Origin of the sequence: Pseudonocardia benzenivorans CB1190 (genome assembly GCF_000196675.2) — a bacterium.
Classification (GTDB): domain Bacteria; phylum Actinomycetota; class Actinomycetes; order Mycobacteriales; family Pseudonocardiaceae; genus Pseudonocardia; species Pseudonocardia benzenivorans.
Genome location: NC_015312.1, coordinates 1,154,915 through 1,174,675, shown reverse-complemented (window position 1 = coordinate 1,174,675; position 19,761 = coordinate 1,154,915). Strand labels below are relative to the sequence as shown.

Annotated in this window: 15 protein-coding genes; 6 read left to right on the top strand and 9 right to left on the bottom strand. The window is 76.4% G+C overall.

Annotated features, from left to right (window positions below; genetic code table 11):
* Positions 1–35 precede the first annotated feature (35 nt).
* From PSED_RS05655 to PSED_RS05640, 4 genes are all read right to left on the bottom strand, one after another.
* Positions 36–1,355 carry an aldehyde dehydrogenase family protein gene (locus PSED_RS05655; RefSeq protein ID WP_013673299.1) on the bottom strand — a complete coding sequence of 440 codons (1,320 nt, stop codon included), beginning with the start codon at positions 1,353–1,355 and terminating at the stop codon, positions 36–38.
* A 59-nt stretch (positions 1,356–1,414) separates the two neighbouring features.
* A complete protein-coding gene (locus PSED_RS05650; RefSeq protein ID WP_013673298.1) occupies positions 1,415–2,074 on the bottom strand; it encodes a class F sortase in 660 nt (219 codons plus the stop codon).
* Positions 2,074–2,805, bottom strand: a complete 732-nt coding sequence (locus tag PSED_RS05645; protein ID WP_013673297.1) for a DUF4142 domain-containing protein — start codon at positions 2,803–2,805, stop codon at positions 2,074–2,076. Before PSED_RS05645 ends, PSED_RS05650 begins: the two co-directional genes overlap by 1 nt.
* Positions 2,806–3,042: 237 nt before the next feature.
* On the bottom strand, positions 3,043–3,903 hold the full coding sequence (locus tag PSED_RS05640; RefSeq protein ID WP_041760523.1) for an exodeoxyribonuclease III: 861 nt from the start codon (positions 3,901–3,903) through the stop codon (positions 3,043–3,045).
* A gap of 55 nt (positions 3,904–3,958) precedes the next feature.
* Between PSED_RS05640 and xylA the strand changes: the two genes are divergently transcribed.
* The 3 genes from xylA to PSED_RS05625 all read left to right on the top strand — a co-directional run bounded on the left by xylA (position 3,959) and on the right by PSED_RS05625 (position 7,828).
* Complete coding sequence (gene xylA, locus PSED_RS05635) at positions 3,959–5,146, top strand: xylose isomerase (protein ID WP_013673295.1); 1,188 nt, start codon at positions 3,959–3,961, stop codon at positions 5,144–5,146.
* A gap of 88 nt (positions 5,147–5,234) precedes the next feature.
* On the top strand, positions 5,235–6,641 hold the full coding sequence (xylB, locus tag PSED_RS05630) for a xylulokinase (protein WP_013673294.1): 1,407 nt from the start codon (positions 5,235–5,237) through the stop codon (positions 6,639–6,641).
* The gene (locus PSED_RS05625; protein ID WP_013673293.1) at positions 6,638–7,828 is read left to right on the top strand and encodes an ROK family protein; all 1,191 of its coding nucleotides are present in this window, start codon (positions 6,638–6,640) and stop codon (positions 7,826–7,828) included. The genes xylB and PSED_RS05625 overlap by 4 nt, the downstream gene beginning before the upstream one ends.
* Positions 7,829–7,850: 22 nt before the next feature.
* On the opposite strand, the gene PSED_RS05620 is transcribed toward PSED_RS05625, so the two are convergent.
* Genes PSED_RS05620 through PSED_RS05610 form a run of 3 tightly spaced genes read right to left on the bottom strand, consistent with a single transcriptional unit; the run spans position 7,851 to position 10,649 of the window.
* Complete coding sequence (locus PSED_RS05620; RefSeq protein ID WP_013673292.1) at positions 7,851–8,909, bottom strand: potassium channel family protein; 1,059 nt, start codon at positions 8,907–8,909, stop codon at positions 7,851–7,853.
* 51 nt (positions 8,910–8,960) lie between these two features.
* Entirely contained in the window at positions 8,961–10,076 is a 1,116-nt protein-coding gene (locus PSED_RS05615; RefSeq protein ID WP_013673291.1) for a saccharopine dehydrogenase family protein, read from the bottom strand.
* Between the two features lie 9 nt (positions 10,077–10,085).
* Positions 10,086–10,649, bottom strand: coding sequence for a MarR family winged helix-turn-helix transcriptional regulator (locus PSED_RS05610; protein ID WP_013673290.1), 564 nt, complete (start codon positions 10,647–10,649; stop codon positions 10,086–10,088).
* 101 nt (positions 10,650–10,750) lie between these two features.
* On the opposite strand from PSED_RS05610, the gene PSED_RS05605 reads away from it, so the two are divergent.
* Positions 10,751–11,125 carry a DoxX family protein gene (locus tag PSED_RS05605; RefSeq protein WP_013673289.1) on the top strand — a complete coding sequence of 125 codons (375 nt, stop codon included), beginning with the start codon at positions 10,751–10,753 and terminating at the stop codon, positions 11,123–11,125.
* 304 nt (positions 11,126–11,429) lie between these two features.
* Here the strand turns inward: PSED_RS05605 and PSED_RS05600 are convergent, their stop codons facing one another.
* Together PSED_RS05600 and PSED_RS05595 are read right to left on the bottom strand one after the other, a co-directional pair.
* The gene (locus PSED_RS05600) at positions 11,430–15,104 is read right to left on the bottom strand and encodes an ATP-dependent helicase (RefSeq protein ID WP_013673288.1); all 3,675 of its coding nucleotides are present in this window, start codon (positions 15,102–15,104) and stop codon (positions 11,430–11,432) included.
* Positions 15,101–18,472, bottom strand: coding sequence for an ATP-dependent helicase (locus PSED_RS05595; RefSeq protein ID WP_267939116.1), 3,372 nt, complete (start codon positions 18,470–18,472; stop codon positions 15,101–15,103). The genes PSED_RS05600 and PSED_RS05595 overlap by 4 nt, the downstream gene beginning before the upstream one ends.
* Before the next feature lie 80 nt (positions 18,473–18,552).
* Between PSED_RS05595 and PSED_RS05590 the strand changes: the two genes are divergently transcribed.
* Together PSED_RS05590 and PSED_RS05585 are read left to right on the top strand one after the other, a co-directional pair.
* Entirely contained in the window at positions 18,553–19,341 is a 789-nt protein-coding gene (locus tag PSED_RS05590; protein ID WP_041759304.1) for an alpha/beta fold hydrolase, read from the top strand.
* 16 nt (positions 19,342–19,357) lie between these two features.
* A complete protein-coding gene (locus PSED_RS05585; protein WP_013673285.1) occupies positions 19,358–19,639 on the top strand; it encodes an MGMT family protein in 282 nt (93 codons plus the stop codon).
* Positions 19,640–19,761: the final 122 nt, after the last annotated feature.

Genomic DNA, 19,761 nt, shown 5'->3' with positions numbered 1-19,761 from the left:
AGGATCCTGCGGCCCCGCCGACAGCTGCGACGGGGTTACCTCGCCGGAAGGACGACGAACTGGCGCAGCGCGAGGTCGGGATAGGTGACCGGGCCGCGGGGGCCGGGCGAGCGGTCGACGTTGATCCCCGTCTCCGGCAGGCCGAGCAGCTTGTAGCCGTCGAGCAGGCGGGTCGTCGTGTTCCAGAAGACGCCGGTGCCGGTGTAGGCGTCGATGAACGCCGTCGCGACGGCCTCGTCCTGCGCGCACACGGTCGCGGCCAGGCCGCTCGTCTCGCGGGAGGCGGTGAGCGCGGCGTCGACGGCACCGTCGACGGGCTGCACGGTCACGTGCGCCTCGCTGCCGGAGTCGAGCGCCCACTCGTGCCCGAGCCGGTGGGCGTGCGGCGGGAGGCTCAGCGCGATCCCCTTGCCCGTCAGCACCTTCTCGGCGACCGGGAGCAGCGCGTCGTAGACGGGGCGGTCGATGAGCAGGAGGTTGAGCCGGTTGCAGACGCCGAGCCGGTCGGTGCCGGCGTCGATGAGCCCGGCGACGGCCTCGGGCTCGGCGCTCGCGTCGAGGTAGAGCACCCCGCCCCCGTCGGCGTGGGCCAGGATTCGGGTCCCCGCGGTGGCGCCGAGCGCCGAGAGCCGCCGGGTGACCTCGCCGCTGCCGCGCACGACGACCAGCGGCACGAGGTCGGGCAGCCCGACGAGCGCGTCGGCGCCGGCGTGCCCGGGCGTCGGGACCAGCTGGACCGCCGCCGGCGGCACCCCGTTGGCGTCGAGGGCCGGCGCGATCACCTGCTCGACGAGCGTGGTGGCGCTGCCGAGCGCGGCCGCGCCGGTGCGCAGGACGGCGGCGCTGCGCGCCTTGAGGACCTGCGAGGCGACGTCGACGGTGACATTGGGGCGGGCCTCGAACACCGCACCGATGACGCCGACCGGGATGCGCCGCTCCAGCACTCGCTCGCCGCCCGGCAGCGTGCGCACCTCGCGCTCGGTGGGCGGCTCGGGGGTGTCGGCCAGGACCTCGAGCTGGACGGCCATGTCCGCCAGACGCTCCGGGGTCAGGGTGAGACGGTCGAGCAGGCCCGAGGCCATCCCGCCCGCCCGCGCCGTGTCGACGTCGGCGGCGTTGGCGGCCAGCACCCTCTCGGCCCGCTCGCGCAGCAGCCGGGCGGCGGTGCGCAGCGCGGCGTCAATCGCCGGGCCGCCCGCCGCACGGACCCCCGGGGCGGCCGCGGCGGCACGCTGCGCGGCGGCGCGGACGGCGGCGAACTCGGGGGCCTGCTGGTCGGCGGCGGGGCTGGTGCTCACGGTCGGGAACCGTACCCGGCTCGCCGGGCGCCCCCCGTGAGTGGCAATGGTCGCCATGGCGACGATTGCCACTCACGAGGCCTGTGCCTGCCACTCACGAGGTCTGCGCCTGCCACTCACGAGGTCTGTGCCGGGGTCGCGAACACCACGACGTTGTCGTCGTAGCTGCGCGCGACCGGGTCGAAGCGGCCGCCGCAGGTGATCAGCACCAACCGTGGGGCGCCGTCGCGGGCGAAGGTCCCGGGCGGGAGCTCGGCCTTGCGGTACTCGCGCCGGGCCACGACCTCGTAGCCGACGTCGCGGCCGTCGGCGCCCCGCACGGTGACCCGTTCACCGACGCGCAGGTCACGCAGCACCGCGAAGGCTCCGAGGCCGGCGACCCGGGAGTCGACGTGGCCCGCCAGTACGACCGAGCCCGTCGCCGAACCCGGCAGCGCGCCCGGCGACCACCAGCCGACGGTCGTGGGGTGCTCGGGCAGGGTCAGCGACCCGTCGGGGGCGGTCGACACCGGAACCGCCGGGGTGTCGACGCCGCGGATCGTGACCGTGGCCGGGACGACGCCGGGCGCGACCGGTACCCCCGCAACGGGCGCGGCCACCGGAACCGTTCCGACGTCGTGCGCCGGGCGGGCGACCAGCAACAGGACGCCGGCGAGCACGCAGACCGCACCGAGCACCCCGGCCAGGACGCGCCACCGCCGGACTCCGCCGCGCGCGTGGCCGCTTCTCGCCGTGTCGTCGCCAGGGCTGTCGAGCCCGGCGGCGGGAGCCGTCATCAGGCGTGGCGGCGACGCCAGAGGCCCGCACCGGCGAGCAGCACCGCACCGCCGCCGATGAGCGCGATCGGGAGGGCGGCGTCGGCACCCTCGGCGGCCTGGCCGCCGGTGCCCGCGTTGACCGAGCCGGGGGTGCTCGAACCCGCCGTGCCCGAGGCCGCGGTCAGCTTCGCGTGGAGCGCGTCGAGCTTGGTGAGCGCGTCCTGCGCGGCCTGCTTGGCCTCCGCGGAGGCACCGGGGTCGTTCAGGATCGCGTTCGCGGCGTCGCGGGCCTGCTGCTCCATGTCGAGCGCGGCGCGCAACCAGGCCTGGTCGAACGGCTGCCCGCTGCGGGCCTGCAGGTCGTCGATCACCTGCTGCTGCTGGGCGGTCAGCGCGTCGGTCAGCGCGACGCCCTGGGCCGTGGCCTGGTCGCGGATCGCCTTGTCGAGGGCCTGGCCCTGCGCCGTCACGTCGGGGGCGAGGCCCTTGACCTGGTCACCGACGCCCTGGTCGGTCCCGAGACCACCCAGGGCGACGAGCGCGAGCGCGCCCTGGTGGGCCTGACCGAACGCGGCACGCTGGGCGTCGGTCGCCTGGCCGCCGGCACCCGGCTGCGCCGAGGCGGCGGGCGGCGGGGTCGCGCCGGGGGCGGGCGCGTCGCTGCTGCCCGACGAACAGGCCGCGGCGCCCGCGAGGGCGAGACCGGCGACGAGGGTTCCGGCGGCGATGCGGCCGGGTCGGTGGCTCATGGGATGGCTCCATGTCGGGTCGGCGGATCGTCGGTCGCGCCAATACTCCATCCGGCGTAACGCCCCCGCACGGCGGGACCCCCCGAATCGGCCCGAATCAGCCCGATCGGGGACGAGTTGCGCCGCGCGGCCGCCGGGCCGGCGCCCCGACGGCGGCCTCCGGACCCCGGACCCCGGACCCCGGACCGACCGCGGCCGGGAAGCGTGCCTGCCGATCCGGCCGGGTGTCTGCTCCGGTCAGCCGAGGTGCGGCAGCCTCGCCGGGGTCGTCGGCGGCGGGACGACGGGGCCGATGTCGCCGTCGGGCGCCTCGTCGAGGTCGACCATCACCGGCGCGTGGTCGCTCGGCCCGGACCCCTTGCGCGCCTGGCGGTCGATCCAGGCGGCCTGCACCCGGCCGACGGCGTCGTCACCGACGAGGACCAGGTCGATCCGCATGCCCTTGTCCTGGTGGAAGCGGCCCGCGCGGTAGTCCCAGTAGGAGAAGACGCGCTGGCCGGGCCAGCGGTCGCGCACGACGTCGTGCAGGCCCAGCCCGGTCAGCGCTTCGAGGGCCTTGCGCTCGGCCGGTGTGACGTGGGTGGAGTCGACGAACAGCGACGGGTCCCAGACGTCGGCGTCGGTGGGCGCGATGTTCATGTCCCCGGCGACGACACTCGTCGCCGTCGGGCCGTCGGCGACCATGGCCTGCAAGGCGTCGAGCCAGCGCAGCTTGTAGGCGTAGTGCGGGTCGTCGGGGGTGCGGCCGTTGGGCACGTAGACCGACGTCACCCGCAGGCCGCCGCACGTCGCGGTCAGGGCGCGGGCCTCGGGCGCGGAGTCGTCGTCGGGAAAGCGGGGCTCGGCGGGCAGGCCGCGTTCGACGTCGTCGAGGCCCACGCGGGAGAGCAGCGCGACACCGTTCCAGCGACCCTGCCCGTAGTGCGCGACCTCGTAGCCGCGCTCGCGCATCGCGTCGTCGAAGGTCTCGGCCCAGTCGGCGTCGGCGAGCTTCGTCTCCTGCAGGCACACGACGTCGGGGGCGCGCTGGTCGAGCCAGGGCAGCAGCCGCGGCAGCCGGGTCTTCGCCGAGTTCACGTTCCACGTAGCCAGACGCACGAGGCGCACGCTACCGTTGCCACATTAGTTCGGACGTCGAACAAAAGGGGCGATCATGGCGACGCAGCCGACGCGCGAGGACAGGTTCAGCTTCGGGCTGTGGACCGTGGGCTGGCCCGCCCGCGACCCCTTCGGCGACGCCACCCGCCCCGCACTCGACCCCGTCGAGAGCGTGCACCGGCTCTCCGACCTGGGCGCATGGGGCGTCACGTTCCACGACGACGACCTCGTCCCCTTCGGCACCGGCGCCGCCGAGCGCGACCGGATCATCGCCCGCTTCCGCGGCGCGCTCGACGAGACCGGCCTCGTCGTCCCGATGATGACGACGAACCTGTTCACCCACCCTGTCTTCAAGGACGGCGCCTTCACCAGCAACGACCGCGGCGTCCGCCGGTTCGCGCTGCGCAAGGTGCTGCGCCACCTCGACCTCGCCGCCGAGCTCGGCGCGTCGACCTACGTGTTCTGGGGCGGCCGCGAGGGCGCCGAGGTCGACCAGGGCAAGGACATCCGCGCCGCGCTCGACCGCTACCGCGAGGGCATCGACCTGCTGGCCTCCTACGTCAAGGAGCAGGGCTACGGCATCCGGTTCGCCATCGAGCCCAAGCCCAACGAGCCCCGCGGCGACATCCTGCTGCCCACCCTCGGGCATGCCCTCGCCTTCATCGCCGAGCTGGAGCACGGCGACATCGTCGGGGTGAACCCCGAGGTCGGGCACGAGCAGATGGCCGGGCTGAACTACTCGGCGGGCATCGCGCAGGCGCTGTGGGCGGGCAAGCTCTTCCACCTCGACCTCAACGGCCAGCGCGGCATCAAGTACGACCAGGACCTGATCTTCGGCCACGGCGACCTGCTCAACGCCTTCTCGCTGGTCGACCTGCTGGAGAACGGTGCGCCTGGCGGGGGTCCGGTCTACGACGGCCCGCGGCACTTCGACTACAAGCCGCTGCGCACCGAGGACGTCGACGGCGTGTGGGCCTCCGCCGCCGCGAACATGCGCACCTACCTGCTGCTGCGCGAGCGCGCCGCCGCGTTCCGCGCCGACCCGGAGGTGGCGGAGGCGCTCGCGGTGTCGGGGGTCGCGGACCTGGGGAGGCCGACCCTCAACGACGGGGAGACGGTGCAGGACCTCCTCGCCGACCGTTCCGCCTTCGAGGACTACGACCCCGACAAGGCGGCCGAACGCGGCTACGGCTACGCGAAGCTCGCCCAGCTGGCGCTCGAGCACGTCCTGGGCGCCAGGTGAGCACCCCGTTCTGCAGGAACGGCACTTTCCCGCAACTGGGTTGCGGGAAAGTGCCGTTCCTGCAACGGGGCGGGCCGGGAGCCGCGGCGTGACGCGGGTGCTCGTCGCGGGGGTGGACTCGTCGACGCAGTCGTGCACCGTCGTGATCCGGGACGCGTCGACCGGTGAGCTCGTCCGGCGCGGGGTCGCGCCGCACCCGGCCGGGACCTCGGTAGACCCCGGAGCGTGGTGGTCGGCCCTGCAGGACGCCCTCGCCGCGGCAGGCGGGCTCGACGACGTCGCCGCGATCTCCGTCGGTGCCCAGCAGCACGGGATGGTGTGCCTCGACGCGGCGGGCGAGGTGGTCCGGCCCGCCCTGCTGTGGAACGACACCCGCTCCGCGGCGGCCGCCGACGAGCTGGTCGCCGAGCTCGGCGCCCAGACCTGGGCGGACGCGACGGGGAGCGTGCCGGTCGCGTCGTTCACCGTCACGAAGCTGCGGTGGCTGGCGACGCACGAACGGGACCACGCCGCCGCGACCGAGGCCGTCGCGCTCCCCCACGACTGGCTGAGCTGGCGGCTGCGCGGCACCGGCTCGCTGGACGACCTCGTAACCGACCGCAGCGACGCCTCCGGCACCGGCTACTTCTCGGCGGCGACCGGCGAGTACCGCTTCGACCTGCTCGAACGGGCGCTCGGCCGGACCGGCGTGCTCGTCCCGCGCGTGGCGGCGCCTGCCGAGCGGGTCGGCTGCACCCCGGCCGGCGTCGCCGTCGGGCCCGGTGCCGGGGACAACGCCGCCGCCGCGCTCGGGCTGGGCGCGCGGCCCGGCGACGTCGTCGTCTCGCTGGGGACCTCCGGCGTCGTGAGCGCGATCAGCCCGGTCGCGACCGCCGACCCGACGGGGGTGATCGCCGGGTTCGCCTCAGCGACCGGGGAGCACCTGCCGCTGGTGTGCACGCTCAACGCCGCCCGGGTCCTCGACGCCGCCGCGACGCTGCTGCGCGTCGACCACGACGAGCTGTCGCGGCTCGCGCTCGGCGCCCCGGCGGGCGCGGGCGGGCTCGTCCTCGTCCCGTACCTGGAGGGCGAACGCACCCCGAACCGCCCCGACGCGACCGGCTCGCTGCACGGTCTCACCCTGACGACGGGCCGGCCGGGCCATCTCGCGCGCGCCGCCGTCGAGGGCCTGCTGTGCGGGCTGGCGGACGCGCTCGACGCGCTGGTCGAGGCAGGCGTGCCCGTCGAGCGGGTGTTGCTGGTCGGCGGTGCCGCGCGGTCGGAGGCGGTCGCGCGGATCGCTCCCGCGGTGTTCGGCAGGCCCGTCGTCGTGCCGACGCCGGGTGACTACGTGGCCGACGGCGCGGCGCGTCAGGCGGCCTGGGTGCTCTCCGGGGCCGACCTCCCGCCCGAATGGGAGGCCGCCGGCACCGTCGTCCACGAGGCCGACCCGACCCCCGCGGTCCGCGAGCGCTACGCCGCCGTCCGCGACATGACCGCGCCGCGGCTCGCGTGACGCGACCCCAGACGCCGCTCCCCGGCGGACCGCCCCTGGCGGCACCCGGCGCGGCCGGCCCGGTCCCCGCCGGGCCGGCCGCCCCGGAACCGGCGGGCCCCGCGACGGTGCGCCGGCACAACCGGGGGCTCGTGCTCGGCGCGGTCGCCGACGCCGCAGCCTCCCGGGCCGCGATCGCCGCCCGCACCGGCCTGACCCGCGGCACCGTCTCCTCGCTCGTCGACGACCTGCTCGCCGACGGCATGCTCGTCGAGCTCGAGGCGCCGCGCGGTGGCCGCGGGCGACCGGCGAACCCGTTGCAGCTCAACCCGTCCGGCCCCGGCGGCGTGGGCCTCGAGATCGGCGTCGACGACGTCGCGGCCTGCGTCGCCGACCTCACCGGGGCCGTCCGGGTGGCGCGGCGCGTGCCCTCGGACCATCGTCACCGCGACCCGGCCCACGGCCTCGCCCGTGCCGCCGGGCTCGTCGCCGAGGTGGTCGCCGAGTCCGGGCTGACCATCGCCGAGGTGCGGGTGGCGCTGCCGGGCGTCGTGACACCCGCGGGTGTCCTGCAGCGCGCACCCAACCTGCCGCGGTGGCAGGACGTCGGGGTCGCCGAGCTGCTGCGCGCCGCGCTGCACCGGGACGTCCCGGTCACCGCCGCCAACGAGGCCGACCTGGCCGCGCTCGCCGAGCTGTGGTCCGGGCGGGGCCTGCGCGACATGCTGTTCGTGTCCGGCGGCGTGGGCGTCGGCGCGGGCGTCCTGCTCGACGGCCGGCTCTTCCGCGGGGCGGGTGGTCGCGCGGGCGAGCTGGGGCACGTCGTCGTCGACCCGGCGGGGCGGTCCTGCACCTGCGGGGGGACGGGGTGCCTGGAGACCGTCGCCGGCGTGGCCGCGCTGCTGCGGGCCGCAAACGTGTCCGATGTGGACTCCCTCGTGCGCGGTCCGGGACCGGCGCTCGACGTCGCGGGATCGGCGTTGGGCGTCGCGCTGGCCGGCGCGGTCAACCTGCTCGACGTGCCCGCCGTCGTGCTCGGCGGGGTCTACGCGCGGCTCGGCGACGCGTTGGTGGAGCGGGTCGCCGCGGCGCTGCGGTCGCGCGTGCTGGTCCGCCCGCCCGTGCGGGTGCTGAGCGCGGCGCTGGGCCGGGACGCGGCCCTGCAGGGTGCGGCCCTCGGCGTCGTCCGGGACCTCGTCGGCTCGTGAGCCCGCACGCCGGCCCGGACGGTCAGTCGTCGTCCGCGGGGGTCGCCTTGCGCACGTAGAGGAGCCGGTCGCCGCGTTCGAGGGCGTCGACGGCCGCCGAGTCGACCCGGACCAGCTCGTTGCCGCGCACGACGCCCAGCACGATGTCGGGCAGGTGCCGCGGCGACCCGCCGACCTCCGACTCCTCGACGGGCCGCTCGCTGATCGCGAACCCGGCGTCGGGCGTCAGCAGGTCCTCGATCACCTCGACGACACTCGGGGTGGTGGTCGCGACGCCCAGCAGCCGGCCCGCCGTCTCCGCCGAGACGATGACCGAGTTCGCGCCCGACTGACGCAGCAGGTGGACGTTCTCCGACTCCCGCACCGCCGCGACGATCGTGACCTTCGGGGCCAGCTCCCGCGCGGTCAGCGTCACCAGCACGGCGGTGTCGTCGCGGTTCGTCGCGATCACGATGGCCGACGCGTACTGCACGCCGGCGACGCGCAGCACGCTCGACCGCGTCGCGTTGCCCGTCACGGTGACCAGCCCGAGCGCGGACGCCGCGTCGAGCTGGGTGCGGTCGGTGTCGACGACGACGATCTCCGACGGATCGACACCGTCGCCGAGCAGCGTGTCGACCGCGGCACGGCCCTTGGTGCCGTAGCCGACGACGACGGTGTGGTCGCGCACGCGTGACCTCCAGCGGGTGATGCGGAACGCCTGGCGCGACCGCTCGGTGAGCAGCTCGACCGTCGTACCGACCAGGACGATGAGGAACAGCAGGCGCAGCGGGGTGATGACGATCGTCGTGACCAGGCGCGTCATCTCCGTGGCCGGGACGATGTCGCCGTAGCCCGTCGTCGAGAGGGAGACCGTCGCGTAGTACAGCGCGTCGAGGAACGAGATGCCGCTGCCGTCCTCGTTGTTGTCGACGTAGCCGTCGCGGGAGAGCCAGACGATCAGCGCCGTCGCGAACAGCGCGCCGAGCGCGACCGCCAGCCGGCGGACCAGGGACACGACCGGGCCGACCGTCGGATCGGGCATGCGCAGCGCGCCTACGCCCCCACCGTCGGCTCCCCGGCGCCGCACCCGCTCGTTCATCGTCGCGGAGGGTAGCGCGCGCCGGCGCCGCAGGGCGTGTGACCTCCGCGATCACTCCCGCGGCTGAACTGGGACGATGCCCACCTCCGCGGCGCCCGCGGCAAGATCGTCGAGGCCGAAGGCGGTGACGGCGTCCAGCGCGCCCGTGCCGGCGACACCGCGCTCCGCGGCGCGCCCGGCACCCCACGCGAGCAGCCCTGCGGTGATCGCGTAACCGTCCGGCGAGGTCAGGTGCGTGCGGGCCAGCAGGGTCCCCGTGTGGTCGAAGACCTCCGCGACGAAGTGCGACGTCGTCCGCTCGAGGGTCGCCGCGTCGGGTGCGGCCGGCATCCGGGCGACGGCCTTCTGCAGCAGCGCCGTCGTCATGCCCGGGACGACCGGGACCCTTCCGAGCAGCGGCGTGATCCGGCGCGAGGCGTGCAGCGCCGGGCTCGCGGCTCCGAACCAGCCGAGGTAGACGTCGACGGTGCGCAGGGCGGGCGCGAGCCGCGGCAGGGCGAACTGTTCGGAGGCGCCGATCGTCACGCCGGGTCGGGGTCGGCCGTCGACGAGGAACGTCCGCATCCGCGACGCCCCCGCCTCCTCGCGCAGCCCGCCGTCCCGGAAGGCGTAGGTCGGCCGGTTCATGATGCCGACGACGGAGTCGACCGTCCCGCGCGAGAACGCCCGGCCGCGGCCGGCGCCGGTCAGGAAGTAGCCGACGTCGACCCGCCGGGCGCCGGGTCCGGCGTCGCGCAGCGCGAGCGCGCCCGCGAGCACGCCGGGCACGTAGTCGTTGCCGAACGCGGTGAGCAGCGCGGCGCCCGACGTCGCGGCACGCGGGCCGTGCACCTCGTGGACCTCGCGAATGAACGGCGGCTCACCCGTCGAGTCCAGGTAGACGGCCCCCGCGTCGACCGCGGCCGCGACCGCCGCGGCGCCCAGCCGCAGGAACGGCCCGACCGTCGTCACCAGGACGTCACCGGGCTGCAGGAGAGCCCGGATCGAGGCGGCGTCGGTGACGTCGGCGACGGCCGTCGGAAGGTCGCCGAGGCGGGCGGAGAGGGCACCGATCCGGTCCGGGTCGCGGCCCGCGAGGACGGGCCGCAGGCCGCGGGCGACCATCGCCTCGGCCGTGCGTCCGCCGGTGTACCCGGTGGCGCCGAGGAGCACGATCCTGCCGGTCATCCCCGCACGCTAACGGCCGGCACTCCGGGCCGCATCGGACGGTGCGGTGCCGGGCCGGAGCCCGTCCGCAGGGACCGTCGGGCAGCCGGCGTCGACGCTCGCGCCCAGGATGCGCCGCGACAGCTCCCCGAGGTGGGCGAACCCCTCGCGGCCGGCCGGGTCGAGGACGAGCCGCCGGACGAACTCGACGTGCCCGGGCGCCGCGTCCTCCAGCTTGGCGAGACCCGCGTCGGTGAGCGTCGCGATGGTGACGCGACCGTTGCCCGGGCACGGCCTGCGGACGACCCAGCCGTTGCGCTCCAGCTTCGCGACCGCGTGCGAGAGCCGCGACAGCGATCCCTGCGTCAAGACCGACAGCTCGCTCATGCGCAGCGTCCGGTCGCGCGCGTCGGACAGCCCGGCCATGACGAGATAGCCGAAGAGCGTGAGATCGGCCTCGCGCTGGAGCTGGGCGTCGAGCACTCCCGGGAGGGTCAGCAGCATCCCGCTGAACGCGAGCCAGCTCTGCCGCTCGTCGGCATCGAGCCAGCGGGGCTCCGGACCCGGGTCGGCGGCGTCGGCGGACGTGGACACCGGATCAGCGTAGCCGAGTCGTGACTTGACTTGAGAATTCAAGCGTCACATTCTGATGTGACTTGAGTGTTCAAGTTTGGTTCGACTCGGGAGGTGGCGACGTGGACGTCGCAACGTGGATCGTGCAGGGGATACTGGCCGCGGCGATGCTCTTCGCCGGTGGGACGAAGCTCGCCCGGCACCGCAAGGACCTGATCTCGATGGGCATGCCGTGGGCCGAGGACTTCAGCGACACCGCGGTCAAGCTCATCGGAGCGGCGGAGGTCGTCGGGGCGGTGGGGCTGATCCTGCCCTGGGCGCTCGGGGTGGCACCGGTGCTCACGCCCGTCGCCGGCGCAGCGCTGGCCCTGCTCCTGCTCGGCGCCGTCGTGGTGCACGTGCGGCGCAAGGAGTTCGCCGCTGTCGTGCCGCCGCTCGTGCTGGCGGCCGCCGGCGCCTTCGTGGCCGTCGTCCGGTTCGTGGACCTGGCGTCCTGAGCGCGGCGGGGGTCGGCGGCGGGCGCCGGTTCCGGCGGCGGCTGCCGGGGACCGGCGGCGCGGCATCGAGGCGCCGTCCGACGCACTGCCGAGCGCAACCTCACGGTCGCCCCAGCGCCGCGGCACGACCGCCAGGTTGCGGCCGACCACCCGGGCGCAACCTCACTGCTCGGCGGACGCGCGACCACGACGCTCAGGTTGCGCCCGCCGACCCGGGCGCAACCTCAGGATCGTCGCCCCGCTGCGGCACGACCACCAGGTTGCGGCCCGCCCCTCGCGCGTATCCTCACCGTCGCCCGACCGGTCAGGCGCGGACGGGGACGCCGTCGAGCAGGGCGCGCAGGCCGTCCGCGTCGAGGAGGTCGGCCGGGCGCAGGGTGCGGCGCGAGCGCACGTAGTGGAACGCCGCCCGCACCCGGGACGGATCAACCCCTTGCAGCGCGGCCCATGCGAGTCGGTAGGCCGCGAGCTGCACGGCCAGCGCTCCGAGCCGGCTCTCGTCCGGCGGCGGACCGGTCTTCCAGTCGACGACCGTCCAGCCGCCGTCGGGGTCCTGGAACACCGCGTCCATCCGTCCGCGGACCGCGATCCCGGCGATCACCGTCTCGAACGGCACCTCGACCTCGACCGGACGGCGGTCGGCCCACTCCGAGGCGAGGAACGCGTCCTGCAGTTCCTCGAGCACGTCGTCGGGGGCCGCGCCGTCGTCCGCGGCGCCGGGGAGCTCGTCGAGGTCGAGGAGCCCGGCCGCGCCGAACCGCTGCTCCAGCCAGGCGTGGAACGCCGTGCCGCGCCGCGCGTGCGGGTTGGGCGGGAGCGGGAGGGGACGGCGCAGGCGGGCGGCCAGCGCATCGGGGTCGGCGGCGAGCTCCACGAGCTGGCTGACCGAGAAGTGCGCGGGCAGCTCCACGACCGGCCGCTGTGCGGCCGCGGCGCGTTCCGCGAGCAGGACGTCGACATCTGCGGCCCAGCCCTCCGGGTCGTCCGGATCGAGGACGGGAGCGTCGGGCGCGTGGGGAGCGTCCGGGCGGGAGCCGGACTGCGGCTGTGCCCGCGACCGGCCTGCCGCCTCCGGGTCGGGTGCCCCGGGGTCGGTTGCACTGTCGCTCGCGCCCCCGCGACCACGACCGCCGGCCTGCTCGCCGCCGGCCTGTGCGGCGCCGGCCTGTGCGGTGCCGGACGCGGCCGCACCGGACGCCGCGCCGCCCGACACCTCGCCGCCCGGCGCGGTCGCAGCCGACGCAATCCCGCCGGACGCCTCATCGTCGGAAGCGCTGCCGGCCGGACCCGTGCCGGCCGCCGCGCCGCCCGACCACCCGCGCCCGTCACGGACCGGGACGTCCGCCGCATCGGAACCGAGTACGAGCAGGTCGAGCTGCGCGCCGGGGGCCGCGGCAGCAGCGAGCGTGTCGGCCCGGCGCCGTGCGAGCTCGCGCAGGGCGGAACGCACCAGCTCGGCGCCCGCGTGCACGTCGGCCGACCGGCCTCCCAGCGGGTCCGCGGGCCACTGCGCGGTGACCTGCCGGTCGGCGACGGGGTTGCTGGCGCCCTCGCCGATCTCGTCGGCCCAGATCTCGACGCGCCCCCCTGCCGCGGGCATGGCCCGCGCCACCTCGACGAGGAACTCCGACGGCTCGCGCGGCTTGTCCCCGACCGCGCCCCACCGGTGCCCGGAGAGCAGCAGCACGCGCTCGGCCCGGGTCAGCGCGACGTAGAACAGCCGGCGCTCCTCGACGAGCCGTCGGTCGTCGAGGGCCCGTTGATGGGCCGTGACGGCTGCCTCGCACTCCTTGCGGTCGGCGCCCGCCGGCAGGTCGAACGCCGGGAGGTCGGCGGCGTCGCCGCGCAGCGGGACGGGGAGCTCGGCGGGCGAGGTGAGCCAGTCGCCACCGATCTTGCGCCCGGGGAAGACCTGCGCGACCAGGTGCGGCACGGCGACGATCTCCCACTCCAGCCCCTTGGCGGCGTGCACCGTGAGCACCTGCACGCGGTCGGGTGTCACCTCGATCTCGCCCGGGGCGAGGCCGTCCTCGGCCTGCTCGGCGGTCTCGAGGTAGTCGAGCAGCGCGGTGAGCGAGGCGACCTCGGCACCCGCGGAGAACTCCGCGACGACGTCGGCGAAGGCGTCGAGGTGCGCGCGACCGACCGGGCCGGGGCGTGCGGCGGTCTCGGTGTCGAGCAGCAGCAGCCGCTCGGCGTCGGCGACGAGATCGGTCAGCGGGGCCGACGTCCGCGCCCGCAGCCACATGAGGTCGCGGCCGAGCCGGCGGATGCGGTCGAACCCGGCCGGGGAGTACTGCTCGGGCGGGCCGGGGTCGTCGAGCGCGTCGACGATGCCCGCCTGCTCCGCCTGCTCGCCCGGCAACGCCCCGAGCGCGAGCTCGGCCGGGCCCAGCGGCCCCGGGCCGCGCCCCGGCATCGGCGGTACGAGCTCGCGGGCCCGCGCCCACAGCGCGGCCAGGTCGGCGACACCGAGCCGGAACCTTGCCCCGGTGAGCAGCCGCATCGCCGCGGGCCCGGCGAGCGGGTCGGCGACCAGCCGCAATGCACTGACGAGGTCGCGGACCTCGGGGGTGTCGAGCAGCCCGCCGAGCCCGACGACCTCGACCGGCAGCCCGCGCGCCCGCAGGGCCGCCGCGACCGGGTCCATGTCGGCGCGACGGCGTACCAGCACGGCCGATGTCGGTGCCGGCCGTCCCTCGGCATCGGCCGACCGCCACTGCGCGGCCACCGCGTCGGCCATCCAGGCGATCTCGGCGTCGACGTCGGGCAGCAGCGCGGCGCGGACGTCGCCGACCGCGGCCGTGGGTCCGGCGCGCAGCTCGCCCACCGCGACCGCGCCGGGTGCCGTGCGCAGCGGCTCCGACACCGTGTTGGCCAGGGCGAGCACCTCCGGCGGGTTGCGGAAGCTCGTGAGCAGGCCGTACTCGTCGGCGGGGGCGTCGCCCGACGGGAAGTCGCCACGGAACCGGGCGAGGTTGCCCGCGCTCGCCCCGCGCCAGCCGTAGATCGACTGGCACGGGTCGCCGACGGCGGTGACGGAGAGGTCGTCGTCGCGCGCGGGAGTGCCGGGGATGCGGCCGAACAGCGCCCGCAGCAGGACGCGCTGGGCGTGCCCGGTGTCCTGGTACTCGTCGAGCAGGACGGCGCGGTAGGTGGCCCGCTCGGTGGCGCCGACCTCGGGATGCTCGTGCGCGACGCGGGCCGCGATCGCCATCTGGTCGGCGAAGTCGATCGTGCGCTCGGCCCGTTTGCGCGCGGCGAACGCCTCGACCAGCGGCAACAGCTCCGCCCGCATCCGCTGCGCCGTGATCCACCGCTTGTAGGTCTGCGACGGCTCGGCACGCTGTCCCTTGGCGCGGGGCGCGTTCTCCAGCGCGTCGGCCATCTCGTGCGCGAGCCTGCGGACGGCCGCGGGATCGGCCAGGTGCTCGCCGATCTCCCCCGCGAGCGCGAGCAGGTAGCCGGTGACGGTCGCCGGGACCCGGTCGATCTCCAGGTCGTCGGCCCAGGTGGAGACGACGCGGTGGGCGAGCTGCCACGAGGCGGTCTGGGTGAGCAGGCGGGCGGCGGGCTCGGCGGGCAACCGCAGCGCGTGTTCGGCGACGAGCCGGCCCGCGTAGGCGTGGTAGGTCGAGACGGTCGGCTCGCCGGCCAGCACGGACGCGCGCCGCACCCCGGTCGGGTCGAGCTCGTCGAGCAGCGGGGACCCGGCGAGCCGGCGCAGCCGCGACCGCACCCGCTGGCCGAGCTGCTGGGCGGCCTTGCGGGTGAACGTCAGGCCGAGGACCTGTTCGGGCAGGACCTGGCCGGTGGCCACCAGCCAGACGACCCGCGCCGCCATCGTCTCGGTCTTGCCCGCGCCCGCTCCGGCGACGACGAGCGCGGGCCGCGACGGCGCGGCGATGACGGCGGCCTGTTCCTCCGTGGGCGGCGGCAGCCCCAGGGCGGCGGCGAGCGATGCGGGGCTGAGGCTCACGGCGCCGTCACCGGCCGCCCGGCCTCGCGTGCGGGGCAGCTGGTCCGCACCGGACAGCGTTCGCAGTCGGCGCTCACCCGCGCGACGAACGCGGATCCGGACGTCTCTTCCGCGCACGTCGCGACGACCCCGCGCCAACGGGCGAGCTCGGCCGCATCGAGCGGGGGCTGCGACGGCTCCTTGGCCTGCCCCGATGCCTTGCGGTCGGCCAGGTACACCAGCCGCGCCCCGCCGGGGGTGACGCCCTTCTCCAGCAGCCGGCCGAACGCCCCGAGCGCGGCCGCGAGCTGGTAGACGGCCAGCTGCGGGTGCTCGGCGGCCGCGCGGGCGCTGACGGCGGTCTTGCCCGTCTTCACGTCGACGACGACCGGGCGGCCCTCGGAGTCGACCTCGAGACGGTCGACCCGCCCGCGCAATTGCAGCCACGGCCCACCGGACCTCCCGACCTCCGGCTGGGCCGAGCCGTCCGGGGGCAGGTCGCCCTCGACCGGCAGGTCGAGCCGGACCGGCTGCTCGACGGCGACGAGCCGCAGCCCCTGGTCGCGGCTCGTGCGGACCCAGTCGTCGAACGCCGCGAGCATGGCGCGGACCCGCTCCAGCTCCCGACGGCCGAACCACGGGGCGCCCGCGTCGAGGTGCGACCAGGCCGAGCGCAGCGCATCCTCCAGCTCGGCGGGCTGCGCCCCGGCCGCGCTCGCCTGGACCAGCGCGTGGACGAGCGACCCGGTGACGGCGGCGAGCGCCCCGACGTCGCCACCCCCGTGCCGTTCCAGGACCCACCGCAGCGGGCACGCGACGATGCGTTCGACGTCCGACGGCGACACCGGCACCACCTCGCCCGGCACCCGCAGCGGCGCGTCCGTCGAGACCGGGGCCAGGCCGTACCACTCGTCGGGACGGGCGCCGGGGACGCCGTCGGCGGCGAGCCGGGCGAGCTGCGCGGCGGCCCGCTCCCGACGGGCGACGGCGGCGGGCTCGTCGCCCGGCGTGCACACGGCCCGGCGCAGCTCGCCGACCAGCTCGGCCAGCACGAGCGAGCGCCCCGGCCGGTGGACGGTCCGGGTCTCGGCGGCCCCCGCCGGCAGCGGGTCGAGCTCGTCGAGGAACCGGGACGGCTGCTCGTCCTCCCCCTGCACGGCACTGACCAGCAACGTGTGCGACGCCCGGCTGCACGCCACGTAGAACAGCCTGCGCTCCTCGGCCAGCAGCGGCGCGACGCGGGAGACGCTGCCGTCGGGCTCGGCGACACCGGCGAGCAGGTCGACGAGCCGCTCGTTGCCCAGCAGGCTGCCGCGCAGCCGCAGGTCGGGCCAGCTGCCCTCCTGCACTCCCGGCACCGCGACGACCCGCCACTCCCGACCGCGCGCGGCGTGCGCGGTGAGCAGCGCGACCGCGTCGCCGCCCGGCGCCCGCGGCGCGAGGGAGTCGGTGGGGAGCTGCTGGTCGGCCAGGTAGTCGGTGAACCCGGCGACGTCGGCGCCCGGTAGCCGGTCGCTGTAGCGGGCGGCCGCGTCGAACAGGGCGAGGACGGCGTCGAGGTCGCGGTCGGCCGCCGCGCCGGCGGGCCCTCCACGACCGCTCGCCGCGGACCAGCGATCGGCCAGCCCGGTCTGCTGCCAGACCTGCCAGAGCACCTCCTCGACGCTCGCCCCGTCGCGGGCCGCGGCCGCCGCCGTGGCCAGCAGCGCGCCGACGCGACGCAGCGGCGCGGTCTCCGACGGCGGGAGCGCGGCGAGGGGATCGGGCTCGCCGGCCGCGGCGGCGCGCAGGGCCTCGACGAGCAGCGGGTCGCTGCTGACCCGCTCGGCACCGACGTCGGCGAGTGCCGCGGTCCCGCCTGTCGCGTGGGCGGCAGGCGGGTCGGGCTCCGCGGCCGCCCGCAGCCGCAGCAGACCGCGCCGCAGGCGGCGCATCCGCATCGGGTCGCCGGACCCGAGCGGCGAGGTGAGCAGCGCGGCCGCGGCGTCGGCGTCGAGCTCCTCGGGCCGGGTGGCCGCCCGCAGCACCATCAGCAACGGGACGACGGCGGGCTGGCGGGCCAGCGGCAGCTCGTCGGGCGGGGCGACGATCGGCACCCCGCCCGCGACCAGTGCCCGGCGCAGCGCGGGCAGCGACCGCCGCGTCGACCGCGACAGCACCGCCATCTCCGACCACGGCACCCCGTCGACGAGGTGCGCGCAGCGCAGCCGGTCGGCGATCCACGCGGCCTCGGCGGCCACCGAGCCGAACACCCGGACGAGCACCTGCCCCTCGTCGTCCTCGGGGCCTGCCGCCACCCGCACCCGGCCCGCACCCGCACCGGGCAGCCGCGCGGCCAGCCGCCCGGTGGCGGCCCGGACCGCCGCCCGGCTGCGATGGTCGACGTCGAGCACGACGGTCTCGGCCTCGACGGCGCGCAACCCCTGCGGGTCGGCCCCGCGGAACGCGAGGACGGCCTGGTCGGCGTCGCCCGCGAGCAGGGTTGTCGACGCCGTCGACCCCAGCGTCGCGACGAGCTCCAGTTGCTGCGGATCGAGGTCCTGCGCGTCGTCGACGAACAGGTGCCGCACCCGGCGCTGCTCGGCCGCGCGCAGGTCGGGATCCGCGGCGAGGGTGTCGAGCGCGGCGGCGACGAGCTCCGCGGAGTCGAGAGCCGGGGCCGTGGCCTGCGGCGCACCCCGACCCGCGGCGCCGCGCAGCAGCACGACCTGCTCGTACACCCGGAAGAACCGGCCCGCGGCCCGCCACTCGTCGACGCCGTGCCGCTCGCCCAGCGCGAACAGCTCCTCGGGCCCGAGGCCGCGCTCGGCGGCACGCAGCAGCAGCTCGCGCAGCTCGGCGGCGAACCCGGGCAGGCCGAGCGCGGGACGCAGCCGGTCCGGCCAGCCGGAGTCGGGCGCGTCGCCCTCGATCTCGCCGGCCAGCAGCTCCCGGACCACGACGTCCTGCTCCGCGCCCGCCAGCAGCCGCGGCGGCGGGTCGCCGTGGCGCGCCGCATGCAGCCGAAGCACCCCGAACGCGTAGGAGTGCACGGTGCGGACGAGCAGCTCACGCGTCGTCGACTCGGGGTCGCCGCCATGGGGGTGCAGCAGCGGCGTCAGGCGTTCGCGCATGTCGGCCGCGGCACGGCGGCTGCCGACGAGCAGGAGCACGTTCTCCGGCGCGACACCCTCCCGGACGCGCTCGGCCAGCGCGGCGAGCAGCACCGTCGTCTTCCCCGTGCCGGGGCCGCCGACGACCCGCAGCGGTCCCGACCGGTGTCCCAGCACCCGCCACGCCCGCTCGTCCCAGGCCGGTACGCCGACCGGCGCAACGCTCCCGCGCACGAGCAGCGGCACCCGGCCGCCGGGGGACACGGCGGCGGGACGCGGGGACGGGGAGCGGGCCACGCGACGATTCGACCACGTCCCACCGACGATCTTCGGGTCACCGCCCCCACCCACATTTCGGCACCGACGGGGATGGCAGAGTGACGGGAGTGTCCGAGAACGCCCGGCGCCTGCACGTGCACACCTTCGGCAACCCCGTCGGGGTGCCGGTGCTCGCGTTGCACGGGGTGAGCGGGCACGGGGCGCGCTGGGCGCCGTTGGCCGAGGCGGTCCCCGAGCTCCGCTGGATCGGCGTCGACCTGCGGGGACACGGCCGGTCGCCGTGGAGCCCGCCGTGGAACATCGAGCAGCACGTCGCCGACGCCATCGCGGTGCTCGACCGGCTGGAGATCGAGGACGTCGCGGTCGTCGGGCACTCGTTCGGCGGGGCGGTCGCCGTGCATCTCGCGCGCACCGCGCCCGAGCGCGTCGAGCGGCTCGTGCTGCTCGACCCGGCGATCGGCCTCGACCCCGACGACATGCTCGAGACCGCCGAGGACACCCGGACCGACGAGTCCTTCCCCGACCTCGAGGCGGCCCGGGCCGACCGGGCCGACCGTTGGAAGGGTGTCGACGCCGCGCTGGTCGAGGCCGAGGTCGCCGCGCACCTCGCGCACTTCGAGGGCCGTTGGGAGTGGCGCTACCTGCGGTCGGCCGCCGTCGTCGCGTGGAACGAGCTGGCGCGGCCCGCGGTGGTGCCACCCGCCGGCACGCCGACGTTGATCTTGCCGGCGACGCGCGGCGACTTCGTCGAACAGGCCTGGCTCGACCAGTGCGGGGCGGCGCTCGGCAACGACCTGACGGTGGCGGAGATCGAGGCGGGGCACATGCTGTTCCTCGAACGCACCGACGAGGTGGCCGCGCACATCCGCGAGTTCATCCTCGGCTGAGCTTCCGGGAGGCCCGATGGACGACGCGACCGTCGAAGCCGTGCGCGCGGCCGTCCGCGCGATCCCGCCGGGCCAGACGTCGACCTACGGCGAGATCGCCGCCCAGCTCGGGCTCAGCACGCCGCGCATCGTCGGGCGCATCCTCGCCGAGGACGGCCACGACATCCCGTGGCACCGCGTGCTCCGCGCCGACGGCACCCCCGCCCCGCACATCGCCGTCGAGCAGGCGGCACGGCTGCGCGCGGAGGGTGTCCTGCTGGTGGACGGCCGGCTCCCCCGCGAGCACCGCCGCCGCTGAGGCCTGCCGCGGACTGCAGGAACGGCACTTTCCCGCAACCGGGCTGCGGGAAAGTGCCGTTCCTGCACAAATCCCACGGCCCAGGGACCGGGACGCCGCGGCCCGCGCGGGCAACGGCACGC

Bases quoted from the DNA above. Each gene is read 5' to 3' on its own strand.
- PSED_RS05650 (WP_013673298.1), bottom strand. From the start codon at position 2,074: ATGACGGCTCCCGCCGCCGGGCTCGACAGCCCTGGCGACGACACGGCG.
- xylA (WP_013673295.1), top strand. From the start codon at position 3,959: ATGGCGACGCAGCCGACGCGCGAGGACAGGTTCAGCTTCGGGCTGTGG.
- PSED_RS05615 (WP_013673291.1), bottom strand. From the start codon at position 10,076: ATGACCGGCAGGATCGTGCTCCTCGGCGCCACCGGGTACACCGGCGGA.
- PSED_RS05585 (WP_013673285.1), top strand. From the start codon at position 19,358: ATGGACGACGCGACCGTCGAAGCCGTGCGCGCGGCCGTCCGCGCGATC.
- PSED_RS05655 (WP_013673299.1), bottom strand. From the start codon at position 1,355: ATGGCGACCATTGCCACTCACGGGGGGCGCCCGGCGAGCCGGGTACGG.
- PSED_RS05645 (WP_013673297.1), bottom strand. From the start codon at position 2,805: ATGAGCCACCGACCCGGCCGCATCGCCGCCGGAACCCTCGTCGCCGGT.
- PSED_RS05620 (WP_013673292.1), bottom strand. From the start codon at position 8,909: ATGAACGAGCGGGTGCGGCGCCGGGGAGCCGACGGTGGGGGCGTAGGC.